Source organism: Streptomyces uncialis (assembly GCF_001905345.1).
GTDB lineage: Bacteria > Actinomycetota > Actinomycetes > Streptomycetales > Streptomycetaceae > Streptomyces > Streptomyces uncialis.
In genome coordinates this window covers 997,611-1,022,815 of sequence record NZ_LFBV01000001.1, presented here as the reverse complement: position 1 = coordinate 1,022,815, position 25,205 = coordinate 997,611, and the positions used below count along the sequence as shown (strand labels likewise).

The 25,205-nt window shown below is 69.9% G+C and carries 19 protein-coding genes; 13 read left to right on the top strand and 6 right to left on the bottom strand.

What is annotated here, in order from left to right:
- The first annotated feature begins 98 nt into the window (after window positions 1-98).
- The 6 genes from AB852_RS04420 to AB852_RS04395 all read left to right on the top strand — a co-directional run bounded on the left by AB852_RS04420 (window position 99) and on the right by AB852_RS04395 (window position 6,480).
- On the top strand, window positions 99-1,613 hold the full coding sequence (locus AB852_RS04420) for a potassium/proton antiporter (RefSeq protein WP_073783696.1): 1,515 nt from the start codon (window positions 99-101) through the stop codon (window positions 1,611-1,613).
- Window positions 1,614-2,075: 462 nt separating this feature from the next.
- Window positions 2,076-3,404: an MFS transporter gene (locus AB852_RS04415; RefSeq protein ID WP_073783694.1), complete on the top strand. Its 1,329-nt coding sequence runs from the start codon at window positions 2,076-2,078 to the stop codon at window positions 3,402-3,404.
- A 67-nt stretch (window positions 3,405-3,471) separates the two neighbouring features.
- Complete coding sequence (locus AB852_RS04410) at window positions 3,472-3,813, top strand: FmdB family zinc ribbon protein (protein WP_073783692.1); 342 nt, start codon at window positions 3,472-3,474, stop codon at window positions 3,811-3,813.
- A gap of 93 nt (window positions 3,814-3,906) precedes the next feature.
- A complete protein-coding gene (locus tag AB852_RS04405) occupies window positions 3,907-4,815 on the top strand; it encodes an S-methyl-5'-thioadenosine phosphorylase (RefSeq protein ID WP_079184285.1) in 909 nt (302 codons plus the stop codon).
- Window positions 4,816-5,004: 189 nt separating this feature from the next.
- Window positions 5,005-5,826, top strand: a complete 822-nt coding sequence (locus AB852_RS04400) for a hypothetical protein (RefSeq protein WP_178390934.1) — start codon at window positions 5,005-5,007, stop codon at window positions 5,824-5,826.
- Between the two features lie 162 nt (window positions 5,827-5,988).
- Window positions 5,989-6,480 carry a large conductance mechanosensitive channel protein MscL gene (locus tag AB852_RS04395; RefSeq protein WP_073785403.1) on the top strand — a complete coding sequence of 164 codons (492 nt, stop codon included), beginning with the start codon at window positions 5,989-5,991 and terminating at the stop codon, window positions 6,478-6,480.
- A 244-nt stretch (window positions 6,481-6,724) separates the two neighbouring features.
- Here AB852_RS04395 and AB852_RS04390 read toward each other — a convergent pair whose 3' ends face one another.
- The gene (locus tag AB852_RS04390) at window positions 6,725-6,907 is read right to left on the bottom strand and encodes a hypothetical protein (RefSeq protein WP_073783689.1); all 183 of its coding nucleotides are present in this window, start codon (window positions 6,905-6,907) and stop codon (window positions 6,725-6,727) included.
- Window positions 6,908-7,230: 323 nt separating this feature from the next.
- Here AB852_RS04390 and AB852_RS04385 point away from each other — a divergent pair, with 323 nt between their 5' ends.
- The 3 genes from AB852_RS04385 to AB852_RS04375 all read left to right on the top strand — a co-directional run bounded on the left by AB852_RS04385 (window position 7,231) and on the right by AB852_RS04375 (window position 11,549).
- A complete protein-coding gene (locus AB852_RS04385; protein ID WP_073783687.1) occupies window positions 7,231-8,433 on the top strand; it encodes a low temperature requirement protein A in 1,203 nt (400 codons plus the stop codon).
- A 462-nt stretch (window positions 8,434-8,895) separates the two neighbouring features.
- Window positions 8,896-10,005: a P1 family peptidase gene (locus tag AB852_RS04380; protein ID WP_079184284.1), complete on the top strand. Its 1,110-nt coding sequence runs from the start codon at window positions 8,896-8,898 to the stop codon at window positions 10,003-10,005.
- Window positions 10,006-10,787: 782 nt separating this feature from the next.
- Complete coding sequence (locus AB852_RS04375; RefSeq protein WP_073783685.1) at window positions 10,788-11,549, top strand: DUF6227 family protein; 762 nt, start codon at window positions 10,788-10,790, stop codon at window positions 11,547-11,549.
- Between the two features lie 1,149 nt (window positions 11,550-12,698).
- Here the strand turns inward: AB852_RS04375 and AB852_RS04365 are convergent.
- Window positions 12,699-14,384 (bottom strand): MFS transporter, encoded by a 1,686-nt coding sequence (locus AB852_RS04365; RefSeq protein ID WP_079184283.1) that lies wholly within the window; start codon window positions 14,382-14,384, stop codon window positions 12,699-12,701.
- Window positions 14,385-14,447: 63 nt separating this feature from the next.
- Here AB852_RS04365 and AB852_RS04360 point away from each other — a divergent pair, with 63 nt between their 5' ends.
- Entirely contained in the window at window positions 14,448-15,464 is a 1,017-nt protein-coding gene (locus tag AB852_RS04360; RefSeq protein ID WP_073785399.1) for a helix-turn-helix transcriptional regulator, read from the top strand.
- Between the two features lie 310 nt (window positions 15,465-15,774).
- On the opposite strand, the gene AB852_RS04355 is transcribed toward AB852_RS04360, so the two are convergent.
- A complete protein-coding gene (locus tag AB852_RS04355; RefSeq protein ID WP_073783681.1) occupies window positions 15,775-16,782 on the bottom strand; it encodes a sigma-70 family RNA polymerase sigma factor in 1,008 nt (335 codons plus the stop codon).
- A 472-nt stretch (window positions 16,783-17,254) separates the two neighbouring features.
- Here AB852_RS04355 and AB852_RS04350 point away from each other — a divergent pair, with 472 nt between their 5' ends.
- A complete protein-coding gene (locus tag AB852_RS04350) occupies window positions 17,255-18,370 on the top strand; it encodes a questin oxidase family protein (protein ID WP_073783679.1) in 1,116 nt (371 codons plus the stop codon).
- 133 nt (window positions 18,371-18,503) lie between these two features.
- Here AB852_RS04350 and AB852_RS04345 read toward each other — a convergent pair whose 3' ends face one another.
- Complete coding sequence (locus AB852_RS04345) at window positions 18,504-19,268, bottom strand: dioxygenase family protein (protein WP_073785397.1); 765 nt, start codon at window positions 19,266-19,268, stop codon at window positions 18,504-18,506.
- A gap of 172 nt (window positions 19,269-19,440) precedes the next feature.
- Between AB852_RS04345 and AB852_RS04340 the strand changes: the two genes are divergently transcribed.
- Window positions 19,441-20,058 carry a MarR family winged helix-turn-helix transcriptional regulator gene (locus AB852_RS04340; protein WP_079184282.1) on the top strand — a complete coding sequence of 206 codons (618 nt, stop codon included), beginning with the start codon at window positions 19,441-19,443 and terminating at the stop codon, window positions 20,056-20,058.
- 495 nt (window positions 20,059-20,553) lie between these two features.
- Here AB852_RS04340 and AB852_RS04335 read toward each other — a convergent pair whose 3' ends face one another.
- Together AB852_RS04335 and AB852_RS04330 are read right to left on the bottom strand one after the other, a co-directional pair.
- Window positions 20,554-22,125 carry an MFS transporter gene (locus AB852_RS04335; protein WP_073783677.1) on the bottom strand — a complete coding sequence of 524 codons (1,572 nt, stop codon included), beginning with the start codon at window positions 22,123-22,125 and terminating at the stop codon, window positions 20,554-20,556.
- Between the two features lie 413 nt (window positions 22,126-22,538).
- On the bottom strand, window positions 22,539-23,297 hold the full coding sequence (locus AB852_RS04330; RefSeq protein WP_073783675.1) for a TetR family transcriptional regulator: 759 nt from the start codon (window positions 23,295-23,297) through the stop codon (window positions 22,539-22,541).
- Between the two features lie 429 nt (window positions 23,298-23,726).
- Between AB852_RS04330 and AB852_RS04325 the strand changes: the two genes are divergently transcribed.
- Window positions 23,727-25,010 carry a M6 family metalloprotease domain-containing protein gene (locus AB852_RS04325; RefSeq protein WP_073783674.1) on the top strand — a complete coding sequence of 428 codons (1,284 nt, stop codon included), beginning with the start codon at window positions 23,727-23,729 and terminating at the stop codon, window positions 25,008-25,010.
- Window positions 25,011-25,205 lie beyond the last annotated feature (195 nt).

Genomic DNA, 25,205 nt, shown 5'->3' with positions numbered 1-25,205 from the left:
ATGGGCGCTGGACGCGGAGTCAGGAAGGCACACCGTACGGACATTCGAGCGCGTCAAGGAAGTGTTAACGATTAGGTAAGGTAACGAAGTACCTCGATGTGCGCGCAGGAAGGATTCGCCCCCTGACCGTCCATGACCTCAACCAGCTTCTGCTCGTCTGCTCACTGGTTCTCCTGATCGCGGTCGCCGCGGTCCGGATCTCCTCGCGCAGCGGGCTGCCAAGCCTGCTCGTCTACCTCGGCATCGGCGTGGCCATCGGCCAGGACGGCATCGGCAACGTCTCCTTCAACAACGCCGAACTGACCCAGGTCATCGGCTACGCGGCCCTGGTCGTGATCCTCGCCGAGGGCGGCCTGGGGACGAAGTGGAAGGAGATCAAACCCGCGCTGCCCTCGGCCGCCGTGCTGTCCACCGTCGGCGTGGCCGTCAGTGTCGGCATCACCGCCGCCGCGGCGCACTACCTCATCGGCCTGGAGTGGCGTCAGGCGCTCATCATCGGCGCGGTGGTGTCCTCGACGGACGCCGCGGCGGTCTTCTCGGTGCTCCGCAAGGTGCCGCTCCCCTCGCGTGTGAACGGCATCCTGGAAGCCGAGTCCGGGTTCAACGACGCCCCTGTGGTGATCCTGGTGGTCGCCTTCTCCACCGCGGGTCCCATCGAGCACTGGTACGTGCTCATCGGCGAGATCGCACTGGAACTCGCCATCGGCGCGACGATCGGTGTGGCGGTCGGCGTCATCGGCGCGTACACGCTGCGACATGTCGCGCTGCCCGCGTCCGGCCTGTACCCGATCGCCGTCATGGCCATCGCCGTCACCGCGTACGCGGCCGGCGCGCTCGCGCACGGCAGTGGGTTCCTCGCCGTCTACCTCGCCTCCATGGTCCTCGGCAACGCGCGGCTCCCGCACTGGCCCGCCACCCGGGGGTTCGCCGAAGGGCTCGGCTGGCTCGCGCAGATCGGGATGTTCGTCCTGCTCGGCCTGCTGGTCACCCCGCACGACCTCGCCGACGACATCGTGCCCGCGATCATCATCGGACTGGTGCTGACCGCTGTCGCCCGTCCGCTTGAGGTCTTCGTCAGCCTGCTGCCCTTCCGTATGTCGTGGCAGGAGAAAGCGCTGATGTCCTGGGCGGGACTCAGGGGCGCGGTGCCCATCATCCTGGCCACCATCCCCATGGTGAACGGGGTCGAGGACAGCCGCCGGATCTTCAACATCGTCTTCGTCCTGGTGGTCGTCTACACCCTCGTCCAAGGGCCCACACTCCCCTGGCTGGCGCGCAAGCTGCGGCTGGGTGAGGACGCGGAGGCCGCCGACCTCGGCATCGAGTCGGCACCCCTGGAGCAGCTTCGGGGCCACCTGCTGTCCCTGACGATCCTCAAGGGCTCACGAATGCACGGTGTGGAGGTCGCGGAACTACGGCTCCCGGCCGGTTCCGCCGTCACCCTTGTCGTACGCGACGGCAAATCCTTCGTCCCCCTGCCGACGACCGTGCTGAGACGCGGCGACGACCTGCTCGTCGTGGCGACCGACCCGGTTCGCGACGCGGCGGAGGCCCGCCTGCGGGCGGTCGGCCAGGGCGGCAAGCTGGCGGGCTGGCTGGGCACGGGGCGCTGAGACGGCGCCGGGCGGTGCGTGGACGGCGTCCAGCGCCGCTCACGCCCCGGGGGTGGCGCTGAGGCCCCTGGAGCGGCGTCGGCATCCCCGGGGGCAGCGCTGGCGTCCTCGGGGGCGCCCTGGAGCGACGCTGAGCCGGGCCCTGGAGCGGCGCTGAGGGGCCGCCTGCGGCCCGCTGACGGTCGCCGGGGGCCGAAAGGCCCGACCGGGCGGACGGGGGGTGACAAGCGCCTCACCTCGCGCTTTCACCGCGTCGGCCGCCCGGCGCCCCTGTAGGATGCGTGGATACTTCTGATCGAACCAACTCTGCCTGACGCAGAGCTGGCGTGACCGTATGGCGGCCGGCCGCCGTGATGCCCTCGATGCGGGCGGCCCGGTATCTACCGCAGTTCCGCGCAATGAGGACAGCTCTCGGCACCCCGCCCTACGGGTGTGTCACCAGGTGGCAGAAAGGCACGGGCCGTGGCATCCACGGTCACCTCGAAGCCCTCCCGGCCGGGCTACGGACAACTTCTTCGCACACCCGGCGCATGGGCCTTCCTGCTCCCCGGCTTCGCCGCGCGCCTGCCGTTCGCCATGCTGATCATCTCGATCGTCCTGCTGGTGGAACACACCACGGGTTCGTACGGCATCGCGGGAGCCGTCTCCGCCGCCACCGGTGTGTCCATGGCGGTCTTCGCACCGTTGAACGGCAAGTACGCCGACCGCTTCGGCCAGCGCGCGGTGCTGCTCCCGGGTGTGCTGCTGCACACCGCGTCGGGCCTCACCCTGACCGTGCTGGCGCTGACGGACGCCCCCCTGTGGGCACTGTTCGTGGCCGCCGTGCCCACTGGCGCGTCCGTTCCCCAAGCCGGCCCCATGGTGCGGGCCCGATGGGGCGTGAAGCTGCAGGGGTCACCACTGATGACCACGGCGACCGCCTTCGAATCGGTCACCGACGAGCTGACCTTCGTACTGGGCCCCCTGTTCGCGACCGCACTGTGCACATCGGTGGACCCCGCCGCGGGTCTTCTCACCGAGGCGGGCCTCACCCTGGTCGGCGGTCTCCTGTTCGCCGCCCAGAAGGCGACACAGCCCGTCCCGTCCCGACGGCACGCACCCACGCGCGTGGATCTCTCCTCGCAGTCCTCGGACTCCGGCGCGAACGCGGCCCACGCGCGCGTGGAGCCCGTCTCCCCGCTGCGGGTACCCGGCGTACGCGTGCTGATCGTGGCGTTCCTCGGTATCGGCTCCGTCTTCGGCGGCATGCAGGTGTCCCTCGCGGCGTTCACCGAGTCGATCGGTCAGCCGGGACTGAACGGTGTCCTCTACGGCGTCTTCGCGGCCGGCAACATGCTGGCCGGTGTGGCCTGCGGCGCCATCGTGTGGAAGGCCGCCCCGCAGAAGCGTCTGCTCGTCGGATACATCGCGCTGACCATCACGGCCTCGGGTCTGTGGGCCGCGCAGTCGCCCGCACTGCTCGCCGGTATCGGTCTTCTCGTCGGCATGAGCATCGCGCCCGGCCTGATCACCGGCTACACACTGGTCGAGCGTCTGGTCCCGCCGACCGGTCGCACGGAAGCGTTCACCCTGCTGACCGGAGCGGTCGCTCTCGGGCAGGCGGCCGCGGTCACGGTCGCCGGTCAGCTGGAGGACCGGGCCTGGGACGGCGCCGGATTCCTGGTTCCCCTGGGAGGCACCGCACTGGCTCTGCTGACCTTGGTGACCCTCCGTTCACGGCTCGCGCCACCGGCCGCCTCACGGACGGTCGCACGTGGCGTCGGTCACCGCCCGCCGGTGTCGGTGGACTGATTCAACGGAATACGTCACTATGGACCGTCGTTAGCACTCATCGAGTGAGAGTGCCAGGAGGAAGCAAGTGCCGACCTATCAGTACCAGTGCACCGAGTGCGGCGAGGGCCTTGAAGCGGTGCAGAAGTTCACCGATGACGCCCTGACCGAGTGCCCCAGCTGCGGTAGCCGCCTCAAGAAGGTGTTCTCCGCGGTCGGCATCGTCTTCAAGGGCTCCGGTTTCTACCGCAACGACAGCCGTGGCTCCTCGTCGAGCAGCTCGCCCGCACCGGCGACGAAGTCGGCGGCCTCCACCGGGTCGAGCGACTCGTCGTCCTCGACGACGTCCTCCTCGTCGGGTTCGTCGTCCGGCTCCTCGTCGGCATCGTCGTCGAGCTCGTCCGGTACGAGCAGCACCTCCGCCGCCTGACCACCACGGTCACGTCGGACATCGCACCCTCCAGGACCCCGCGTCACCGACGCGGGGTCCTCGGCGTGGGCGCGCGCGGCTAGGGTGCCGACCATGGCAGACAAGGCGAACGTGACACAGTCGGCCGGCGAGACCCGGCCGTGGAGCGCTGGAGCGGACGGCGACGCGGTGCACCGTGCGGAGATCGGGGTGATCGGAGGCTCAGGCTTCTACTCGTTCCTCGACAACGTGACCGAGGTCCAGGTCGACACCCCCTACGGGGCGCCCAGCGACTCCCTCTTCCTCGGTGACATCGCGGGCCGCAAGGTCGCCTTCCTCCCCCGGCACGGCCGAGATCACCACTTGCCACCGCACCGCATCAACTACCGCGCCAATCTCTGGGCCTTGCGGTCCGTGGGCGTACGGCAGGTCCTCGGACCCTGCGCGGTCGGCGGACTGCGGGCCGAGTACGGTCCCGGCACCCTTCTGGTGCCCGACCAGCTCGTGGACCGTACGAAGTCCCGTACCCAGACCTTCTTCGACGGAGTGCCGCGCCCTGACGGTGCCGTACCCGATGTCGTCCATATGACGTTCGCCGATCCGTACTGCCCCGCCGGGCGCCGCGTCGCGGTGAAGGCGGCGCGGAGCCGTGACTGGGAACCTGTGGACGGCGGCACACTCGTCGTGATCGAAGGACCCCGTTTCTCCACGCGGGCCGAGTCGCTGTGGCACGCGGCTCAGGGCTGGTCCGTGGTCGGGATGACGGGCCACCCCGAAGCCGTCCTCGCACGTGAGCTCGAACTCTGTTACACCTCGCTGACCCTGGTGACCGATCTCGACGCGGGAGCCGAGGCGGGCGAAGGGGTCTCCCATGAGGAGGTGCTGAGGGTCTTCGCCTCCAATGTCGACCGGTTGCGCACGGTTCTCTTCGACACGGTGGCCGAACTGCCGGTGAACGGGGAGCGGCACTGTCCGTGCGCGGGCGCGCTGGGCGGCGCGAAGACGGGCATCGAGCTTCCGTAGGCGGCACTCGGGGCAGCGCGGGTGGCGCGGGTGGCGCGGGTTGGCGCGGCTTACGTTCGACGTGCCTGCCATCCGCGCCCAGTGGTCGGGAGGAGCGGGCGCAGCGGAAGCCCTCGTTCGGGTGTCGGGGTTTTCCACAACCGGCCGGTAGCCCACACGCTTCAGCGCGACTCGCGGAAAAGGCTCAAGGTGAGGAGGCAATCCGTCTTCTCGTCGCAGGTGGTGACCTCCGTGCCGCAGTCCGTCCCCTCCCCCGCTCGGCCCGACTCCCGGGCCCGCTCCCCGTACCGCGCCCCCTCCGCCGCCTCGTGGCCCGGCTCGACGGCCGGCCCATGGCCCGACGACGACGCGTTCCTCGACCCCGGCGGCACCGACCCTCCGCCGGGCGGCCTCGGTGCGGGCGACGTCGGCTCGGGTCGGGTCATCGCGAGCGGCCTCGGTGCGGGCGGCGCCATCGCGGGCGGTGCCATCGGCGCCGAGGCGCCTTCCCCGCCGATGTACGGCGAGGTTCCGCCGACGAGCGGGGTGCCGCAGTTCCCGCCCCTGAGGGTGCGGGGCCGATTCACAGCGGTGCGCCGGGTCGCCCGACAGGGGCGGCGGGCGGGAGCCGCGTGTCTGGCCGCCGTCGTGACCGGCCTGCTCGTGGCCGATCTGACGCAGCGGCCGACGGAACCCCAGCGGCCCGCCAAACAGGCGGGCCGCGTTTCGGCGGAGGACCAGCACAGGCCCGTTGCCCCCTGGGCGCGCGCACCGGTCAGGATCGCCGACGTAGCAGCCGCGGGGCTTCTGAGGCCCGGCGATCGCGTGGACATCGTGACCGCGGGCGGTCCGGCACGGAACGGGGCGGGCCGGGTCGTAGCGGCCGGTGTACGGGTCGCGGAGGTGCCGAAGGCAGCAGCCGCTTCCCTGGAGGGTGGTGCCTTGGTGGTGCTTTCCGCACCCCGCCGCACAGCGGGGCGGCTGGCCGCGGCGGGCGCTGTTTCACCGCTGGCGGTGGTCCTGTGCCGGTGATCACCATCCGGTTCGCGCGATGGGCCTTCAGCGCGCAGCTCACACGGGGTCCGCTGTCAAGTCGCTCGATCGCGTCACCGGATTGGACAGGCCCACAGAGCCCTGCCGTAGGTTGCGGAGTTGATTACTCCACATGCTGTACTTGCGAAGAAGGGCCTCGTGGTGAGCGAGAACAAGAAGCCGAACGTGTGGGAGGGCTTCAAGGCGTTCCTGTTGCGGGGGAACGTCATCGACCTGGCGGTCGCGGTGGTCATCGGCGCCGCGTTCACGAACGTCGTGAACTCCGTGGTGAAGGGCGTGATCAACCCGCTCGTCGGGGCGTTCGGCACGAAGAACCTGGACGCCTACAGCTCCTGTCTGAAGGGCCCCTGCAGCTTCGACGCGAAGACGGGCACGGCCACCAGCGGCATTCCGATCATGTGGGGAACGGTGCTGAGCGCCACCCTCACCTTTCTGATCACCGCGGCCGTCGTGTACTTCCTGATGGTGATGCCGATGTCGAAGTACCTGGCGCGGCAGGCCGACCGCAAGGCGGCCAAGGAAGGCGCGCAGGAGGTCATCGAGGTGTCCGAGCTGGAGGTTCTCAAGGAGATCCGCGACGCTCTGGTGGCACAGCGCGGTCTGGGAACGGGACCGCGGACCGAACGGGAGTAGCCACTCAGCATGAAGGGGCCCCGCGCGGCTCGGGCGGCTTCGTCGCCCGCCTCGCCACGTGGGGCTCTCGCATGTGGGCAGGGGGCTCTCGCATGTACGGAGGCCTATACCGGCAGGCCCTCCGCGCCAGCACCGTCCCGGCATCGGCCACACAGGAAGAGCGTGCGCATCGTGCCGCTGCGCCGCTCTCGGGAGCGTCCCGCCCTGCGCGGGAGCGCGGTAGGCAGCCGTCTGAACAGCTGACTCAGAGGTGGTGGGGCGGCTTCTCGTCAAGGAATCGTGCCAGGTCAGCGGCACTGTCACCGGAAGCGGCCGAACGCTCGCCCCAGCCCGCGTCCGAGTCGTCGGACGACTGCTGCGACAACGGGTCGTCGAAGTTCAGCGCTTCTTTGGGATCGCGCGGCTCGGCGGGGGGTGTGGTGCTCATGCCTCCAGCGTACGCATCCGTCGACCCGCCCCCCGACGGCATCGACAGCAGCCGGCCCGCGGTGGACGGGGCGGTGGGGCCGCCGGACGGCGAGTCGGTCGCCGTCCAGGCGGGTGGTGCGCAGGGCACGGAACACGAGCCGCCCTGGGTCCGAGCCGACGGCGAGTCCCTGGAAGGGCTCCCGCAGCGGGAACCCGCGAGGGAGGCCGCCTCCGCGACCGATGATGCAGAAGCCTCGGCCGGGAGCCACACAAAGCGGCATCGGGGCCGACACACGGCCCGCACGACCCAGGGTGACGGCTCGCCTCTGCTGTGCTGTCCGCATGGCCTCCACCCCTTCGTCAGCGCCGAGAGCGCTGCTTCGTCCCATGGTCGCCCGCGGGCGGGACGAGTCCCATCGCGCGGCGTCACCGTTGGAGCTGTTCTTCGATCTGTGCTTCGTCGTGGCCGTGGCACAGGCGGGGATGTCGCTGGTGCACGCGGTGGCGGAGAACCATGCCGGGCAGGGCGTGCTGAACTACGCGATGGTGTTCTTCGCGATCTATTGGGCGTGGGTGAACTTCAGCTGGTTCTCTTCGGCCTACGACAACGACGACGCGTTGTTCCGCGTGGTCACGCTGGTGCAGATGGCGGGTGTCCTGGTACTCGCGGCCGGGGTGTCGGAGGCGTTCGACCACCACTTCTTCGTCCTGTGGCTGGGCTACCTGATCATGCGGCTCGCGATGGTGACCCAGTGGCTGCGGGCCGCGACCGGGTGCACCGGGGACGAGCGCGGCATGGCGCTGCGGTACGCGACCGGCATCGCGCTGTGCCAGGTCGGATGGCTGTCCCTGCTCCTCCTGCCCGAGGAGGGGCGCCCGTGGGCGTTCCTCGTGATGGTGATCGCCGAGCTGTGCGTACCGGCGGTCGCGGAGCACAGGCATTCGACAACGTGGCACCCGCACCACATCTCCGAGAGGTACGGGCTGTTCACGATCATCGTGCTGGGCGAGTCGATCTCGGCGGCCACCGTCGCCGTGAAGTCGGCCGTCGACGAGCACAACGAATTGGGCCGATTGATCCCCATCTCGATCGGCGGTCTGCTGATCGTGTTCGCCGGGTGGTGGATCTACTTTGTGGTCCCGGTCCAGGGACGGCTGAGGAGCAATCGACAGGCGTTCCTGTGGGGGTACGGCCACTATCTGATCCTGGGCTCGGCGGCGGCGATCGGCTCGGGCATCGAGATCTGCGTCGAGCACACGGTGGGGAAGACACATATCTCCCAGCTCGCGGCCAACGCGTCGGTGACGGTCCCGACGGCGGTGTACCTGGTGATCGTGTGGTGGCTGCTCGCCCGCTACTACAAGGCCGGGACGGCTCAGCAGCTGGTTCTGCCGGTGACGACGCTGCTGGTTCTGGCATGCACCTTCGCGGGCGAGTGGGCGGTTCTCGCGGCGGGCCTGGTCCTGACCGCGACGATCACGGTGGGAGTGACCCTGGCCGCCCGGCCTCCGTCGCGAAGGCGGGGCGGCCAGGCGGTGGGCTGACTGCTTCGGCGCGGATGGTCCCTTCATCGGAGGCCGACGGCCCCGCGCGTGCGCCGGAGACCGGGCCAGGCGAGCAGGTGGGCAAGCGCCGCGCTGCTGAGGGTCGGGCGCCGACCGGGCCCCGAGCAGGCCGAAGTGCGCACCGCGACGGCCTGAAATGTTGTGGTCGGCCCGCCGGGCCGGCGGGTGCTCGGGTGCGACGTGGCACCGGCCCGAGCGAGGGCACGATCGGTCCGTCCGGTCGCCGGGTGGACGGTGCGGAGGGGGCCGACGAGTCGCATCGCTCCGCTTCGACTGCTGATCCGCTCGACGGGCGTGCTGTGTCGCGACGGCTGCTGCGGGGACTGGCGATTCTGCTGGGCGCTGCCGTCCTGTCATGTGTGCGCCGGGCACGCGGCCGATGCCGCCGAGCCCCCGCGCGGGACGTCGAACACCGCTGGGGAGCGTGATACGCAGGACGGTATGACGGAGCAGACTCCTGGCACCACCCCGGATACGTCCGATTCGCCCGCGCTGATCGACGCGCTCACCGACGTGCTGGGGTTGCGTGTCGGGCACGCGACGCTGGTCGATGACGGCTACTTGACCGGTACGACAGTCGTACTCGCGCCGGAAGGCGGGATGACGGCCGCCGTCGACGTACGCGGCGGAGGGCCGGGTACGAAGGAGACGGACGCGCTCGATCCACGCAACATCGTGCAACGGATCGATGCCGTCGTACTGACCGGGGGCAGCGCGTACGGCCTGGACGCGGCGACCGGGGTGATGGCCTGGCTGGAGGATCAACGGCGTGGTGTACGGGTCGGCGTGGACCCGGCACACGTCGTGCCTGTCGTCCCGGCGGCCTGCGTCTTCGATCTGGGGCGCGGTGGCGACTTCCGGGCGAGGCCGGACGCCTCCACCGGTCGGATCGCCGTGGAGGCGGCGGCGGCGACAGGGTTGCGGGCGCCCGTGGCGGTGGGGTGCGTGGGCGCCGGGACCGGCGGTGTCGTCGGCCGGTTGAAGGGCGGGGTCGGCACGGCCGGCGTCCGGTTGCCGTCAGGCGTGACGGTCGCAGCCCTGGTGGTGGCGAACGCGGCCGGTTCCGTGGTGGACACGACGACAGGCGCGCTGTTCGGGGAGTACTTCGAGGGACGGGTGACGTATCCGGCTCTCGCCGTGCACGAGCGGGCCCAGCGACTGCTGGACGATGCCGACCGGATGAACTCCCGGGCCACAGGCAACACAGCCGCCGCCGGACTAACCGGAACGCCCCTGAACACGACCCTGGCAGTGGTGGCGACCGACGCCGACCTGTCCCGCGCGCAGGCGCACAAGCTGGCGGGTACGGCGCACGACGGGATCGCGCGCGCCGTGCGACCGGTGCATCTGCTCAACGACGGCGACACCGTGTTCGCGCTGGCGTCTGGGAAGCATGAGCTGCCTTCGGACAATCCACTGGCGCTGAACGAGATCCTGGCCGCGGGGGCGGATCTGGTGACGCGGGCGATCGTGAGGGCTGTCCGATCCGCGGAATCGGTGGACGGCGAAGGTGGTCTCTATCCGTCGTACACAGAGCTGTACGACGGATGAACGAGCACCGGCGATGAGCGGTGGTCCGGCCGGGAAGCGGCCGGTCGCGGGGTGGGCGCGCTCGCCGGGCGCGGGTGCGTGCCGGACAGCCTGAGGGTTCCCGGCGGGTCGGCCGGCCGGCTGAGGTGTGCGTGCGGAACCCCGGGTGCACCGCACCGACTGCGTCTTTCGTAGTTGGCGGCGTTCGGCCAAGACGATGACCGATGCTCGTCCGGAACCGGCGGCTCCGGAGGGCGCGAGCGGGCCGCGCATCAGCGACTGCTCCGTGGCCCGTGGGTCATGAACGGCGTGTTACCCGCGGTTGGCGGTCTCGTGGAGTTCCTCGCGGCGGACGGTCGCAGTGGTAAAGAATCCCCCTGACGGGACGAACGCCCCCGGCGACGCCCTCGATGGGTGGAACATGTCCTGGAGCGCTTGGCAGTCCGGGAGCGTTCTCTGAATGATTGTCGTGCAGACCTGTCCTTCTCGGGATACACCCTTCGAACCGCAGGCCGCCCACTCCGACCTCCGACTCCCCGGCCGAACGCCGCCGGACGACGGAACGTGTCCTGTATCTGTCCTTGCGCCAGAAACCCTGACAGGTACGGGTGTTGGCATCAGTGGCTTGTGGGAATCAGAGGTTGCGGGGTGCGAGAGTGTCGCGTGATCGCGGATCATGTTGCACGTCGCGCGGGAACTTCCTGTGTGGCTCGTACGTTTTCCCGGTTCCTGGACACGATGTCCCGTCGAGGGGCTACGGTATGCACCCACGAAGTGACTAGCAGCTAACACGGGGAGGTGCCTTGAGCGTTCCGCCTGACGCAGCGCACGAGCCACCCGAGTCGTCCGGGTCTCCTGAGGAGCACCTCGTTCGGCTCCTCGGGCGCGCTCTCAACTCCTTCGAGCTGCCGGACGAGACCATACGGCGCCTCGACCGCGCTCTCGCGCATGACAGTTCACTGCACTCCGCGCATCACAGCAGGGGGCTGCACCGAGAGACGTACCGGCATACCTGGTTGCTCGCCGACGGCAGCGCACTCACCCTGTGGGAACTGGTGCACAACACGAGCCCCGGTGGACGCGGGCGGCTGCTGCACGAGGTGTACACGGGCGAGGAGGACCTGCGGACGGCCACAGCCCGGCTGCCGCTGCCGACCGTGACGCCCGACTTCGAGCTGCCGGTGCTGATCCAGTTGCCACCCATGCCCAGACCCAGACACTCGTACATGCCGGACGACTCGGCTGATCACGCGCGCCGTTTACTGCGTCGCGCCGAGAACACGGACGCGCCGGGCGCCGATATGGCGCAGCTGCTCCGGGAGGCGTGCGCGCACCAGATCACGCAGGCGTTCGGGAGACCGTTGCCCAGCGGCGAAGGGGCCGCGACGTTCGCCTTCTCGCTGTACGAGCACGCGTTCCTGCTGGGTGACGGGCGCGAGGTCAGCCTGTGGGAGGTCGAGCACACGGCGACACCCGACGGACGCCATATGTGCGAGGTCTACGTGTCCGAGGCCGCGGCACGCGAGGCCATGGAACGACGGGCGTCCAGGGCGCCTGGAGCTTAGCCGCAGGGAGGGCAGGGGGCGCTTCTCCCCTCTCCTACCCTCCCCTGTAGCTCGGTGAACGGTTCGCACCGTCCGGATTCGTTCAACTGCCACGACCCACCCGCCTCAGGTATGACGCGGGTGGTCGTCGTCGAACTGACGGACCAGGGCCGCGAACGCCGCTCGCTCCGCAGCGGTGAGGGCGACCGATTCGGTTGCCGGGATGTGCTGGTGGGGCATGGCCCGCAGGGTCACCCTCGCGCTTCGGGCATGCGGAGCCCGAGGCCGACGCTGCTGGGGCCGAGGAAGGCCGGCCGGGCGGGGCCACGTCTCGCGATCAGGCGGAGTCACCGTGTCCGGGGTCGTGGCGTCGGGTATGGATGCTTCGGGGGCGGTGAGCGGCTCAGTGGTGTCCGGTCGGGGCGCGACGGTACCTGGGTCGGGCTCTCGGCGCAGTGCGCGTATCAGGACCACCGTCCACAGGACGGTGGCCAGCGCGAGGGCGGCGATGCCCAGTTGCTGGATGGATGACATGTGCGCTGGCATGACGCCAGTAGACCTCAGGGGCGGGCGTCTCCAACAGGGGGCGAAGAGGATTAAGTAACGCATGGTGCGTCATGTCCTGTGCATATGTCAGCTTGTGATGAAGCATCACTCGTGGGAGTGACGCCCGATGCGCTTGAAGGCGCGGAATCAAGCCGAAGCTGTGGACGGTACCGGGTCCGTCGAAAGAGCAGCCGACGCCGTTCCCCTCGGGTGCGCGGCGGGGCGCTCCTGTCCGGTCGTACCGGGCCAGGCGTTCGGCCGACGGAGGTTATCCACAGGCCCAGCGGGATGTCGGTGCTCCCGGCTACCGTTTTTGCGGGAGTCCACGATCACGGCACGGGGGAGATCGGCATGACGGGCACGTTCATCGCTTCCATTACCAACCGAATGTTCGGCTGGGCATGTGTGGGTCTGTCGCGGAGGCGCGGCGGGACTGCGGAGTCAAAGCCTCATGAGACGCCCAGGCCTCATGAGACGCCCAGGTCGGAAGGGACGGCCAGGCATCGCGGGGCGCAGGGCGGGATGGCGCGCCGTTTGACGGAGGCGGCTGCCCGGTGGACGCGGAATGCGCGTCCACCGGGCAGCCGAAGCGGAAGCTGTCGCCCGCGGGGCCCTGGCGCGGGGTCAGTGCACGAGAAGCCTCCCGCCCCTCGTGTCGTCGTCGGCAGCGTTCGTGGCGTCCGTGCCGTCGGATGTCGCTGCCGTGGACGGACCCGCGAGGGACGGGTGTCCCTCCGTTCCGTCTCCGCCTTCCAGGCCCGTCCCCGGCTTGCGCGGCAGCAGGAACATCAGCCCGAAGATGGCCACCATGACCGCGACGACGTACTTGAGCGCGTGCTGGAAGCCGTTCACGAACTCCGCGCCCAGCGCGCTGGGCGCCACATGTTCGTCGATGACCCCGAAGAAGACGACGGACACGAGGCCCAGCCCGAGGGCGTTGCCCATCTGCTGAACGGTGTTGAGCAGACCGGAGGCCGACCCGGCGTGCTCACGCGGCACCTCGGACAGGATGGCGTCGGTGAGCGGGGCGACGATCAGCCCCATGCCGATCCCCATGACCACGAGCGGCAGGACCATCTGCCAGAAAGTGATGTCCATCCCGTACCGGTCGGCCACCCAGAGGTAGAGCAGGACGCCGGCGGCCATGGTCAGCGCGCCGGTCTGGAGCACCTTGCGTCCGAAGCGCGGGACGAGCAGTTGGACGGACATCCCGGCCGCCACCGACACGGCGATCGAGAAGGGCACCCCGGTCAGTCCGGCGCGCAGAATGCTCCAGCCGAGCCCGAGCTGCATGTAGAGGGTCGAGACGAGGAAGTACACACCGAGCCCGATGCCGAACACGGTCTGGACGGCGATGCCCGCCGCGAAGCTCTTCACCTTGAACAGCGACAGCTCGATCAACGGCGACCCGTCCTTGCGCGCCTTGTGCCGCTCGTACGCCAGCAGTGCCGCGAAGACGACGAACGCACCCGCCATCGACGCGTACCCCCACAGCGGCCAGCCCAACTCCCGCCCCTGTGTGAGCGGGTAGAGCAGCAGCAGCAGGCCGAGGGTCACCAGGGCGACGCCAACCAGGTCCAGCTTGAGCGCGCGCGGCGCCTTCGACTCACTGATGAACTTGCTGCCGAGGACAAGGCCCACGATCCCGATCGGCAGGTTGATCAGGAAGATCGGGCGCCATTCGAGGCCGAAGAGGTTCCACTGGGTGAGCAGTGCGCCCAGCAGCGGACCGGAGACGGCGCCGAGGCCCACGACCGCGCCGAACAGACCGAAGACCTTGCCCCTCTCGTGCGCGGGAAACGTCGCGTGGACGATGGACAGCACCTGGGGCACCATCAGCGCGGCCATCGCGCCCTGGAGTATGCGGGAGGCGACGAGCATGTCCGGGTTGACGGCGAAGCCGCACAGCGCGGACGCGACCGTGAAGCCGGTCATTCCGATCAGGAAGATCCGCTTGCGGCCGTGGATGTCCCCCAGACGTCCCCCGGTGACCAGTCCGGCGGCGAACGCCAGGGCGTAGCCGGCGGTGATCCACTGGATATGGCTGAAGCTGGCACCCTCGTCGCGCTGGATCGCCGGGACGGCGATGTTGACGATCGTCACGTCGACAAGGTCCATGAACGCGGCGGTCATCACGATCGCCAGCGCGAACCAGCGGCGGCGGTCCGAGGCAGGGTCTCCGGTTCCGGACGCGCCACCCGCGGGTCCGGGGCCGGTCGTCGCGGGGCTGGTTCCGGTGGCGACGCGGGCCGCGCCGGTACCGGGAATCGGAACGGGCACCCGCTCGGAAGGGGATGTGGAAGAGGTCATGGGCAGCACGCTAAGGTTCAATTAGGCCAGAAAGTGTCCGCTATGCAGGGCAAGCTGGGAAGCATGACGACGGACACACCAGGCCGACTGCTTCAGCTGCTGTCCCTGCTCCAGACACCCCGGGAATGGCCGGGCGGGGAGCTCTCCGACCGTTTGGGAGTCTCACGGCGGACCGTACGCCGGGACATCGACCGACTTCGCGAGCTCGGCTATCCGGTGCGCGCGGCGCGGGGCGCGGAAGGCGGATATCGGCTGGTCGCCGGCAAGGCACTGCCGCCACTGGTCCTGGACGACGAGGAGGCGGTGGCCATCGCGGTGGGCCTGCGCGCCGGGGCCGGACACGCGGTCGAGGGTATCGAGGAGGCGTCCGTCCGCGCGCTGGCGAAGCTGGAGCAGGTACTCCCGGGGCGCCTTCGGCATCGGGTGAACGTGCTCCAAGCAGCCACCGTGCCCTTGACCAGCGGGGACGGCCCCACCATCGCGACGGAGACACTGACCGTGATGGCCTCGGCGGTCGCGGGCAGCGAGCGGCTGCGTTTCGGGTACCGCTCCGGGGACGGCTCCGAGTCGCGGCGGCTGACGGAGCCGTACCGGTTGGTGTCGACGGGACGCCGCTGGTACCTCGTGGCCTTCGACATGGAGCGGGACGACTGGCGGACGTTCCGGGTCGACCGGGTGATCGGCACGCCGTTGGCCACAGGCGCGCGCTTCACCCCGCGGGAACTGCCGTCAGGGAGCGCGGCGGAGTTCCTGAGGAAGCGGATGCGCCGCCAGCAGCGGACGTACGAGTTCACGGTGACGTTCGCGGCCTCCGCGGAGTCGGTCGCGGCACGGCTGCCAAGCTTGTACGGCACACCTGAGCCGTTGGACGACGGGAACTGTGTCCTGCGCGGCGCCACCGGTGACGCCCCTGAGTGGTTGGCGTTCCGGCTGGCCGGGGCGGACTGCGACTTCACCGTTGGTGGTCCGCCCGAGCTGGTGGCGACGGTGGCGGAGATGGGCGCGCGGTTCACCCGGGCGGCGAGCCCGGTCGCGGACCCACCCGACGAGGGGGACGAAGGGGCGCGGGCAGCCCGATGAGCCCTGCTGAGGGTACGAGGGAGCCCCGGCGCCGGGGGGGGGTGGGCGCCGGGGCTCGTCTTGGGGGGCGTGTCGAGCCGCTGTTCGCGATGCTCGACTGCCCGAGGTGGGTACCAGGTCTTGCTTACCCACTGGTCGCGAACGTACCCCATGTCCGCGCCCTTCGTGGGCGGGATGCGCGCGATTCGCGCGCCCTTCGCCCGATGTTCCGTGTCCCGTCCCCCGAACGGACTGCTCCGGTTCCGGTTCGAGGGTTCAGCGACCTCGGTCCGGTGGTGGCGAGGGGCGGCGCGGCCAGGGTCCGGATGGATCAGGCCGCCGCGTCGAAGCCGGTGTCCCGGGCCAGCCGCTTCAGCTCCAGCAGGGCGTGCTTCTCGATCTGCCGAATCCGTTCGCGAGTGAGGCCGTGCTCCTTGCCGACCTCGGTGAGCGTGCGCTCGCGCCCGTCGTCGATGCCGTAACGCATCTTGATGATCGACGCCGTGCGCTGGTCGAGGCGGCCGATGAGACCGTCCAGCTCCTCGCTGCGCAGCAGTGTGAGGACGGACTGCTCCGGAGACACCGCGGAGGTGTCTTCTAGGAGGTCACCGAACTGGGTGTCGCCCTGGTCGTCCACGGACATGTTCAGCGAGACCGGATCACGGGCCCAGTCGAGGACATCGACCACGCGTTCGGGGGTGGAGCCCAGCTCCGCGGCGATCTCCTGCGGCTCCGGCTCGCGGCCCTTCTCGCGGTTGAACTCGCGCTGGACACGGCGGATGCGCCCCAGTTCCTCGACGAGATGGACGGGCAGCCGGATCGTGCGCGACTGGTCCGCTATCGAGCGGGTGATCGCCTGGCGGATCCACCAGGTCGCGTACGTGGAGAACTTGAAGCCCTTGCGGTAGTCGAACTTCTCGACCGCGCGGACGAGTCCGGCGTTGCCCTCCTGGATCAGGTCCAGCAGGGGCAGGCCGCTGCGCGGATAGCGACGGGCAACGGCGACGACCAGGCGCAGGTTGGACCGGATGAAGACATCCTTGGCGGCCTCACCAGCGGCGATCAGTGCCTCCAGCTCCTCGCGGGAGGCGCCGTCCTTCTTCACGGCCTCGCTCTCGACATCGCCGTCGAGGATCTGCTGGGCGTAGACGCCAGCCTCGATGGTCTGCGACAGCTCGACTTCCTTGGCTGCGTCCAGCAGCGGCGTGCGCGCGATCTCGTCGAGGTACATGCCGACCAGGTCGCGATCGGCGATCTCGCCGCCTACGGCGCGAACACTGCTGGCCGTGTCGGCACCGCCAGTGGCGGACCGACGACGGGCGACGGCACGGGTTGCCATGCGTGCTCCCTTGCTAGCGAGTGGTTCAGCTGATCCTTTGTGGCCATCTGCTCACCCTTCCGGGTGCCCAGCTTCCGAAGGAAACAACGACTGGAATCCGGACAGAATTCCCAACCGGCTCGTCCATTTCTGTGATCATGCAGTACCCTGCACCACCACATGAGCACGGTAGGTCGCCGCTCCTGTGGATCCGCAGGTCAGGACCGGTCACCGAAGGCCCGCTCCCGTCGGGAAGGCCTTCTCGACCGCACCGCGAGACCGCTCTCACAGCCGTCGGGCCGCCTGCGCCCGGGAGGCTGTCATCTTTGTCCGGCCTCCCACCTGTCAAGACGAACCAGGTCACGAATTAGTTGCCTCTTCGACCGTCCACCCGTCAGCGGGTTGATGCGTCGTGCGACCTAGGTCATGCCGCCGACGGACTACGTCCTCGGTCCGTTACGTTGCGCGACGGTCGCCGCCTACGGTGCCGGGCATGACTTCACTCCCCCACCTTCCAGGCAGTCCCGATCTCCCGGATCCCCTCGATGACCCCACAGCATCCGCCGCCCCCGTTCCCGACCTGTCCGGCACCCTGGACGAGGCGCTGGAGCGACTGCACGCCTTTGGGCCCGAACGGCTCGGCTGGCTCAGCAACCACGCCCCAATGGCGGTGGAGGCCCTGGTACGGGGCGGCCAGGCGACGGGTGTCCACCGCTGGCTGGATCGCTACCGCCACAAGCTTGAGGACATGCCCGACCGTCACGCGCGCGTGACGGTCGACAACTGGCACACGGCGCTGGGCGACCCACGCCGCATCGCGGACTGGACCGATCACTTCGTACGGGAGACCGCGGAGCGGCCCTGGCGGGACGTGCTCAGCGAGTGGTGGCCGCGCCTGCTGCCCGGGATCGCGGGTGGGGCGACTCATCCGGTGATCCGGGTGGGGCACGCCGTACGCAGCTTGCTGGAGGACGAGTCGGCCCAAGGCCGGGCCTCGCGGTCCGGCCTCAGGGTGGCGGAGCTGGCACACGGGCTCGGCTACTGGGCAGCACGACACCAGACCCTGCCGCCACTCGGGACTCTCCCGGGCGCCCGGACGGCCGCGGCCGCGCTTGACGCCGTCCCGGCGATCGATGTGCAGGAGGGCGGCATCCAGGAGCGACTGGGTCGGCTCACCGCCTTCCCGGGCTGGCCTGCGGCGGCGACCAACAATCCGGACACCGCACGCGCCGCGCTGACCCAATTGGTCACCGCCGCCGTCCACCGGTACGCCGCTCATGGACACGGCCAGCCGGTGATGCTGGTGCACGCCGCGACCGCCCCGAACGCGGTCCTGCGAGCACTGCCGGCGCTTCCCCGTGACCTGTGGCCGCCCTCGCTGGCCGCCGCGTGGGCCGCCAGTGCGGCGGTGACCGCCGCCTACACGGCCCCGACCCCGGCCGCGTACCCCTCCGCGGGAGGGGCGACCCCGCAGGAGATGTTCGAGCGGGCCGCCGCGCATGGGGACGACCACACCATCAAGTTCAACGACACCGCCCTCGATGTGGGCGATCCGCAGGCTCTGGCCGCCGCGCGCCGCGCGATCGACCTCAATGAACCGATCTTCTGACCGATGGCCGCTTCAACCGCGATCGAAGCGGCCACCCGGGCACAGCGGGTGGCCGCTTCGATGTGACGCGCGGACCGCCGGAAGAGCATCGGAGAGCAGACCCACCCCCTACGCCCCGCGCACTGCTGACGGTTCAGCCGAACTGCACCGACCGCTTCGCCAGCCCCATCCAGAAGCCGTCGATCACGCTGCGCTGCGTATCGAGGTCACCGGCCGCGTCGGCAGCGCCCATCGCGACGAACAGCGGGGCGAAGTGTTCGGTACGGGGGTGGGCCAGTGCGCCCGCCGGGGACTTGACCGTGAAGTCCAGAAGGCCGTCGACATCGCCCGAGTCCAGCGCACGGTGTCCCCAGTCGTCGAACTCGACGGACCACCCGGGCACCCCTCCCGGGTGGCGCAGCGCGGCGAGGTTGTGCGTGAAGAAACCACTGCCGACGATCAGAACGCCCTCGTCCCGCAGAGGCGCCAGCTTCCGGCCGATCTCCAGCAGCTTGCGGGGATCGAGGGTCGGCATGGAGACCTGGAGGACGGGGACGTCGGCGTCCGGGTACATCTCGACCAGGGGCACGTAAGCGCCATGGTCGAGGCCACGGTCCGGGATGTCCTGCACAGGCATGCCGGGAGCGCGCAGCAGCCGTCGTACCGACTCCGCGAGCGCGGGGGCGCCTGGAGCGTCGTACCGGACCTGGTAGTAGCGGTCCGGGAAGCCCCAGAAGTCGTAGACGAGCGGGGTGGGCTCCACGGCGCCGAGCGCCAGTGGCGCCTCCTCCCAGTGGGCGGACACCATCAGGACAGCTTTGGGGCGCGGCAGCCCAGCCGACCAGGCGGCGAGCTGGCCCGGCCATAGAACGTCGTCGGCGAGCGGGGGCGCCCCGTGGCTGAGGTAGAGGGCAGGCATGCGGGCAGCCGAACGGTTCTCCTGATGGCCGATGAGGGTGTTCATGGCGGCGACTCCGGCGCGGGTGAGGGGGTACGGCTTGCGATGTACTTGAAGTCTCAATCTTTCCGTTCCAGGGAAGACTACGTCGACTTTGTTTAAGATTCAAGAAGAAGCTCGTAGAGTGGGTGGTATGACGACGGCACCCTCATCAGTAACCACACCGTCCGCTCCTCCCGCGCCCGCATCGCCCCTCGCCGAGCAGCCGCCCGACGCACCGATTGCCACCGAGCCGCCCCAGACGGGCGACGACGCCACCCCGGCCGTGCAACCCCGGTGGCTCGATGCGGACGAACAGCGGGTCTGGCAGGCCTACCTCAGTGCGACGACGCTCCTGGACGACCACCTCGACCGGCAGCTCCAGCGCGACGCGGGCATGCCTCACGTCTACTACGGCTTCCTCGTGCAGCTCTCGGAGGCACCTCGGCGGCGGCTGCGGATGACCGAGATGGCAAGGGCAGCCAAGATCACGAGATCGCGGCTCTCCCACGCCATCGCCCGCCTGGAGAGGAACGGATGGGTCACCCGTGAGGACTGTCCGTCGGACCGGCGCGGACAGTTCGCGGTGCTGACCGATCAGGGGTACGAGGTGTTGAGGCGTACGGCGCCGGGCCACGTCGAGGCGGTCCGGCAGGCCCTGTTCGACCGGCTCACCCCCGCACAGCAGAAGACCCTCGGCGAGATCATGGAGATCGTCGCCGAGGGACTCCAGCCCTTGGACGCGGGGGCGGACCTGCCCTGGCTGCGCTGACCCCATCGACCAACCGGGGCACCCGGGACTCGCCGATAGTTGTTGTACCCGCGAACGGGACAGCACGTGTGTCGACACGTCGACAGAGCACGGCAGCCGCCTCCGACGGGCCGGGCACCAGGAAAGTCGGCGCCCCAGGTCCGTCGAACCGGTGTCGACGCGTACGACGAGCCCGGCGTCCCCATGGGATGTCGCGTGTCCGCGATGGTCCTCTTGATGTCCTCCTCTGTCCTCTGTCCTCTGTCCTCTTACTCGGGTAACTAGGACACGCAGAGGACACGTACCGAAGTACGTGGAGCGGCAGGGATTCCGGGCGGCAGCAGGAAACACGTCGGCTGCCTCACGCCGGAGGGTGGCGGTCCGAGACGGACCGCCACCCTCACCGCCACCCCCGTAGACGGACCCCGACGGCCGCGCGGGGCCGGCCTAAAGGCCGCTACCCGCGCTGGGACCCAGGTCACGCGCAGCCCGGGGCACCGCACGTGACCTGTACGGTCAGTGCGCGATCACCGGCACCTTCACGGCGTCCTCGGCGCCGTCCGTCCCGGAACCGTCGTCGCTGTCGGACGCACCGGTCGCGTCGGGGCTGCCCGCGTTCACCATCGTCAGCGCGATGAGCGCGGCGGCGACCAGGATGCCGACGGCGAACCAGATCGCACTCGTGTAGCCCTCGACCATGGAACGCAGCTGGACGAGGCGCATGGCCGACTCCGAGGTGGCGGAGCCCGCGTGGTCCGTGAGGTACGCGGTCGTGGCGGAAGCGGCCACGGTGTTCAGGAGCGCCGTGCCGACGGCCCCGCCGACCTGCTGCGAGGTGTTCACCATCGCGGAGGCGACACCCGCGTCACGCGGCTCGACGCCGTAGGTCGCGAGGGACATGGCGGGCATGAACGCCGTACCCATACCGAGGCCGAGGAGCAGCATCGCGGGCAGCAGCAGTGCCGTGTAGGACGAGCCGATCTCCATCTGGGTCAGAAGCAGCATGCCGACGGCCGCGACCAGGAACCCGGGGCCCATCAGCAGTCGCGCCGGGACCCGGTTCATCAGCCGGGCGCCGATCTGGGTGGAACCGGTGATCATGCCGACGACCATCGGCAGGAAGGCGAAGCCGGTGCGGACCGGCGAGTAGCCCTTCACGATCTGGAGGTAATAGGTCAGGAAGAGGAACAGGCCGAACATCGAGATCACGGCGAGTCCCAGCGAGAGGTACACCCCGCCGCGGTTGCGTTCGGTCAGCACGCGCAGCGGCAGCAGCGGTGCCTTGACCCGCGCCTCGACGGCCACGAACGCGGCCAGCAGGACGGCCGAGGCGACGAACATGACCACGGTCAGCGTGTCCGACCAGCCCTCGGACTCGGCGCGGGTGAAGCCGTACACCAGCGCCACCAGGCCCAGGGTCGACAGCACGACGCCGGGGATGTCGAGCGCGGAGCGGTTGCGGGCGTTCGCGGGCTCGTGGATCACGAAGTACGCGCCGATCGCGGCGGCCACCGCGAAGGGGATGTTGACGTAGAACGTCCAGCGCCAGTCGAGGTACTCGGTGAGGAAGCCGCCGAGGATCAGTCCGACGGCGCCACCGCCACCGGCGATCGCACCGTAGATGCCGAACGCCTTGGCGCGCTCCTTGGCGTCGGTGAACATGACCGCGAGCAACGACAGAGCGGCGGGTGCGAGCAGCGCGCCGAACACGCCCTGGAGGGCGCGGGCCCCGAGCAGCAGCGCCTCGCTCTGCGCGGCACCACCGAGCGCGGAAGCGATGGCGAATCCGACGAGGCCGGTGACGAAGGTGCGCTTGCGTCCCCAGATGTCGGAGATGCGGCCGCCGAAGAGCAGTAGGCCACCGAAGGCCAGCGCGTAGGCCGTGATGACCCATTGGCGATTGCCGTCGGATATGCCGAGGTCCTCCTGGGCGGACGGCAGGGCGATGTTCACGATGGTCGCGTCGAGGACGACCATGAGCTGCGCCAGGGCGATGAAGACGAGGGCCTTCCAGCGCAGTGGATCAGCGGCCGGTCGGCCGGCGGCCGACGCGGCGGCCGCGGATGGAGTCGGAACGGTTTCAGGCATGGAGGTACCCACCTCGGGACTTCTCAAGAACGAACGGCTGGAAAAAGGACTCGGGTGATGAATGCGGGGAGGACAGCGGAGCGCAGCGCGGTGACATCTGCTCCGCGCACGGGACGGGCCGGTACCGCCGGGTCGTCACCGACCGGTGGTCATGGCGGTTCGATCGGGGCGGCCGGGCCCGCCGGTCATCTTCGGCCGGGACGGTCCAGGGCGCGCCCATGCGGTCACAAGAGGTCGGCGCATGACCTCATGAGGTCGACCAGATCGGCCAGATCGACGGGGTCGGACGCTCGGCCAAGAGGACAGAAGCGGTCAGTGGCACCGAGGCGGCCCGATCCGTTCGGGCCCCGTCCGGTGGGCCGCTATAGGACAGCGGCCGCTCCCCGCTCAGGTCGGGCAGGAGTCAGATCGGATCACTCCTCGCCGGTCGTGGAGGTCGGCGACCCACCGGTCACCACGCACGCGGTCACCGCGGCGCCGGTACCGCCCCTGGCCGGACGCCCCGTCGCCGGGGAGTGACGCGCGCAGGACTGCTGGCGCAGATCCTCCAAGCTGGGCGGATCTCCGGGCAGCACCGAGCGGGCCGGCGCTCGGAGGCCGTCGAGGAACACCTGAAGGTGCCGGTGCGCGAACCGGCCGGTTCCCGTGCCGCTCCTGCCGGGCAGCGGACGGGTGAGCTGGGAGACGGCGAGCAGCAGGTCGTTGGCCGAGACGTCGGTGCGGAGCTGACCAGCGTTCACGGCCCGGTCGAGGACCTCGGCGAGGAGCCGTTCAATGCGGACACGGACCTCCACCAGGCTCGGATGGTCGCTGTCGAAGTCGTCGGCGAGCATCGGGCACAGCGCGCTGGTGCGTTCGTCGGCCGCCGCGTGCACGAAGTCGCACAGCGCGTCGTAGGGGTCCGTGTCGCCGTCGAGCGCGGTCTCGGCGAGCCGGGACACGTTCTCGAAGACATGGCACACGACGCCCCGCACCAAGGCCCTGCGGTCGGGGAAGTGCCGGTACACAGTGGCGTTGCCGACTCCCGCGCGGCGGGCGATCTCGTCGAACGGGACCTCCGGTCCGTGTGCGACGAACATCTCCCGGGCGGCGACGACGATGCGCTCCCGGTTGCGCAGGGCGTCGGCACGGGGACGGGGCATGGCGCTGCGCGCGGTGGTCGCGGTGTCCACGGCGTACTCCTCATGCTCTCGGTGACTGGTACGGCGATCGTCCCACTGGATGCCGGGGAGCAGGCCCCGCCGACCGGTGGGCCGGCGGGCGTCGGCCTCCGTTCGACCGGTCCTTGTCGACCTGTCGCACCGCTCCGGGGTCCGATGCCCTGACTCGCCCTGCGATGAAGCGGGGACTCCATCCCCGCTTCATGAGGACACTAGCGCAAACGGGGAAGTCTTCCCCGGTTATTTCCCGCCCCACCGTGACCTGCGTCACGTGGCCCGCGGCCGGTCGCCCGACATGCCCCTCCGCGCCCCACGTCACACCCTCCCCATGAAGAAACCCACGATCGGTCCCGCCCAGCGCGCGCGTCCGGATGCCCCGGAAGAGGCTGGGCAGCAGGGCGCAGCCAGAACGGCGGCTGCCGCGCAGGGGAAGGCCCATGTATGCAGCCGTCCAGCCGTCGGATACGCGGCCCGGGCCGGGCAGCGGTGCTCGCGTCGATGACCGCGCTCACCCTCGCGGTCGCCACGTCCGCGGGCACGGGGCGGCTGTCGCACGGCACACCACACACCGCCGGACCGGCGGCACAGCCCACGCGCGGCGCGACGGTCGGGCCCTGCATGATCAGCGGCACACTCGGCGTGCAGATGTCGGAGGGCATGCCGACCCCGCCGGGGTACACGCGATCGACCGGCACCGTCCGGGCCCTGAACCTGATGATCGACTTCCCGGACGCGCCGGGCGAGGGAACGGCGGCCGAGCGGCTCGCGGAGTTCTTCCCGCAGACCGAGAAATGGTTCAGCACCAGCTCGTACGGGCGGCTGGACTACCGCCCCGAGGCCCCGATAGCGGACTGGCTGCGGATGCCGAGAACGTTCAAGGAGTACGGGATAGAACGCGGCGCCCCGTTCGACCCCGGGTACCGGCAGCTCGTCGAGGACATCGTGACAGCCGCGGATCCGGAGGTGGACTTCGGCGCGTACGACCTGGTGAACGTGCTGACGACGCCGAACGCCGGTCCCTCGGCGCTCGACACGGTGCTGTCGGTGACCTTCGCGGGCAACCACGAGGCACCCGTGGCGGACGGGGTGCCGGTGTCCAACGCCTCGTTCGTCTACAGCCGTCAGGACGACGGCTCGGGCTCATACGAGGAGACCGGCTACCGCGTGCTGCCGCACGAGAACGGCCATGTCTTCGGGCTGCCTGACCTGTATACCCACGAGGGCGGAGGTGCCGTCGGGCATTGGGACATCATGAGCGAGGACTGGGGCGCCAACAACGACTTCCTCGGCTGGCACAAGTGGAAGCTCGGCTGGCTGGACGACAACCAGGTCAGCTGTGTGACGGGCAGCGGCACGGTCGAGTACACGCTGACCCCGCTGGCCCGGGAGGGCGGCCCCAAGCTGGTGTTCGTGCCGCTGGACGGCAGGACAGGCATCGCCGTCGAGGTACGGACCGGCGAGGGCAACGACGAGGCCGTGTGCAAGGCCGGCGTGCTGGTCTACCGGATCGACGCCGAGGTGGACACGGGACGAGGGCCGGTGACCGTGTACGACTCGGGGGACGACAGCGGCGGCTGCACCCGGCGTCCTAATGTGCACGCCGAACTGTCGGACGCGCCGTTCACCGCCGGTGAGACGTTCAAGGATCAGGAGTCGGGCGTCCAGGTGACCGTGGACAGGGTGGATCTGTCAGGGAAGTACACGGTTCGCGTGACACGCTCCTGACCTTTCCGAGGCCCCTGTTGCCTGCTGGCGCCCCCCGGTCTGAGAACATCTGTCGCATATTCAGGTGCGCGATCCGCGCGTGCCACCGGAGCACGCCCTGGGGGGGACTGCCCGGTCCGGGCCCGTGAGCTGTCTCCGGGCGCGGCCCGAGATCCGTGACCTCCCGCGCCTTCCGGGACCATCCGCCGTCCTCAC

Coding starts and splice junctions, on each gene's coding strand:
- AB852_RS04405 (WP_079184285.1), top strand. CDS start 3,907: ATGGCAGACAAGGCGAACGTGACACAGTCGGCCGGCGAGACCCGGCCG.
- AB852_RS04390 (WP_073783689.1), bottom strand. CDS start 6,907: ATGAGCACCACACCCCCCGCCGAGCCGCGCGATCCCAAAGAAGCGCTG.
- AB852_RS04385 (WP_073783687.1), top strand. CDS start 7,231: ATGGCCTCCACCCCTTCGTCAGCGCCGAGAGCGCTGCTTCGTCCCATG.
- AB852_RS04380 (WP_079184284.1), top strand. CDS start 8,896: ATGACGGAGCAGACTCCTGGCACCACCCCGGATACGTCCGATTCGCCC.
- AB852_RS04365 (WP_079184283.1), bottom strand. CDS start 14,384: ATGACCTCTTCCACATCCCCTTCCGAGCGGGTGCCCGTTCCGATTCCC.
- AB852_RS04360 (WP_073785399.1), top strand. CDS start 14,448: ATGACGACGGACACACCAGGCCGACTGCTTCAGCTGCTGTCCCTGCTC.
- AB852_RS04355 (WP_073783681.1), bottom strand. CDS start 16,782: ATGGCAACCCGTGCCGTCGCCCGTCGTCGGTCCGCCACTGGCGGTGCC.
- AB852_RS04350 (WP_073783679.1), top strand. CDS start 17,255: ATGACTTCACTCCCCCACCTTCCAGGCAGTCCCGATCTCCCGGATCCC.
- AB852_RS04345 (WP_073785397.1), bottom strand. CDS start 19,268: ATGCCTGCCCTCTACCTCAGCCACGGGGCGCCCCCGCTCGCCGACGAC.
- AB852_RS04340 (WP_079184282.1), top strand. CDS start 19,441: ATGACGACGGCACCCTCATCAGTAACCACACCGTCCGCTCCTCCCGCG.
- AB852_RS04335 (WP_073783677.1), bottom strand. CDS start 22,125: ATGCCTGAAACCGTTCCGACTCCATCCGCGGCCGCCGCGTCGGCCGCC.
- AB852_RS04325 (WP_073783674.1), top strand. CDS start 23,727: ATGCAGCCGTCCAGCCGTCGGATACGCGGCCCGGGCCGGGCAGCGGTG.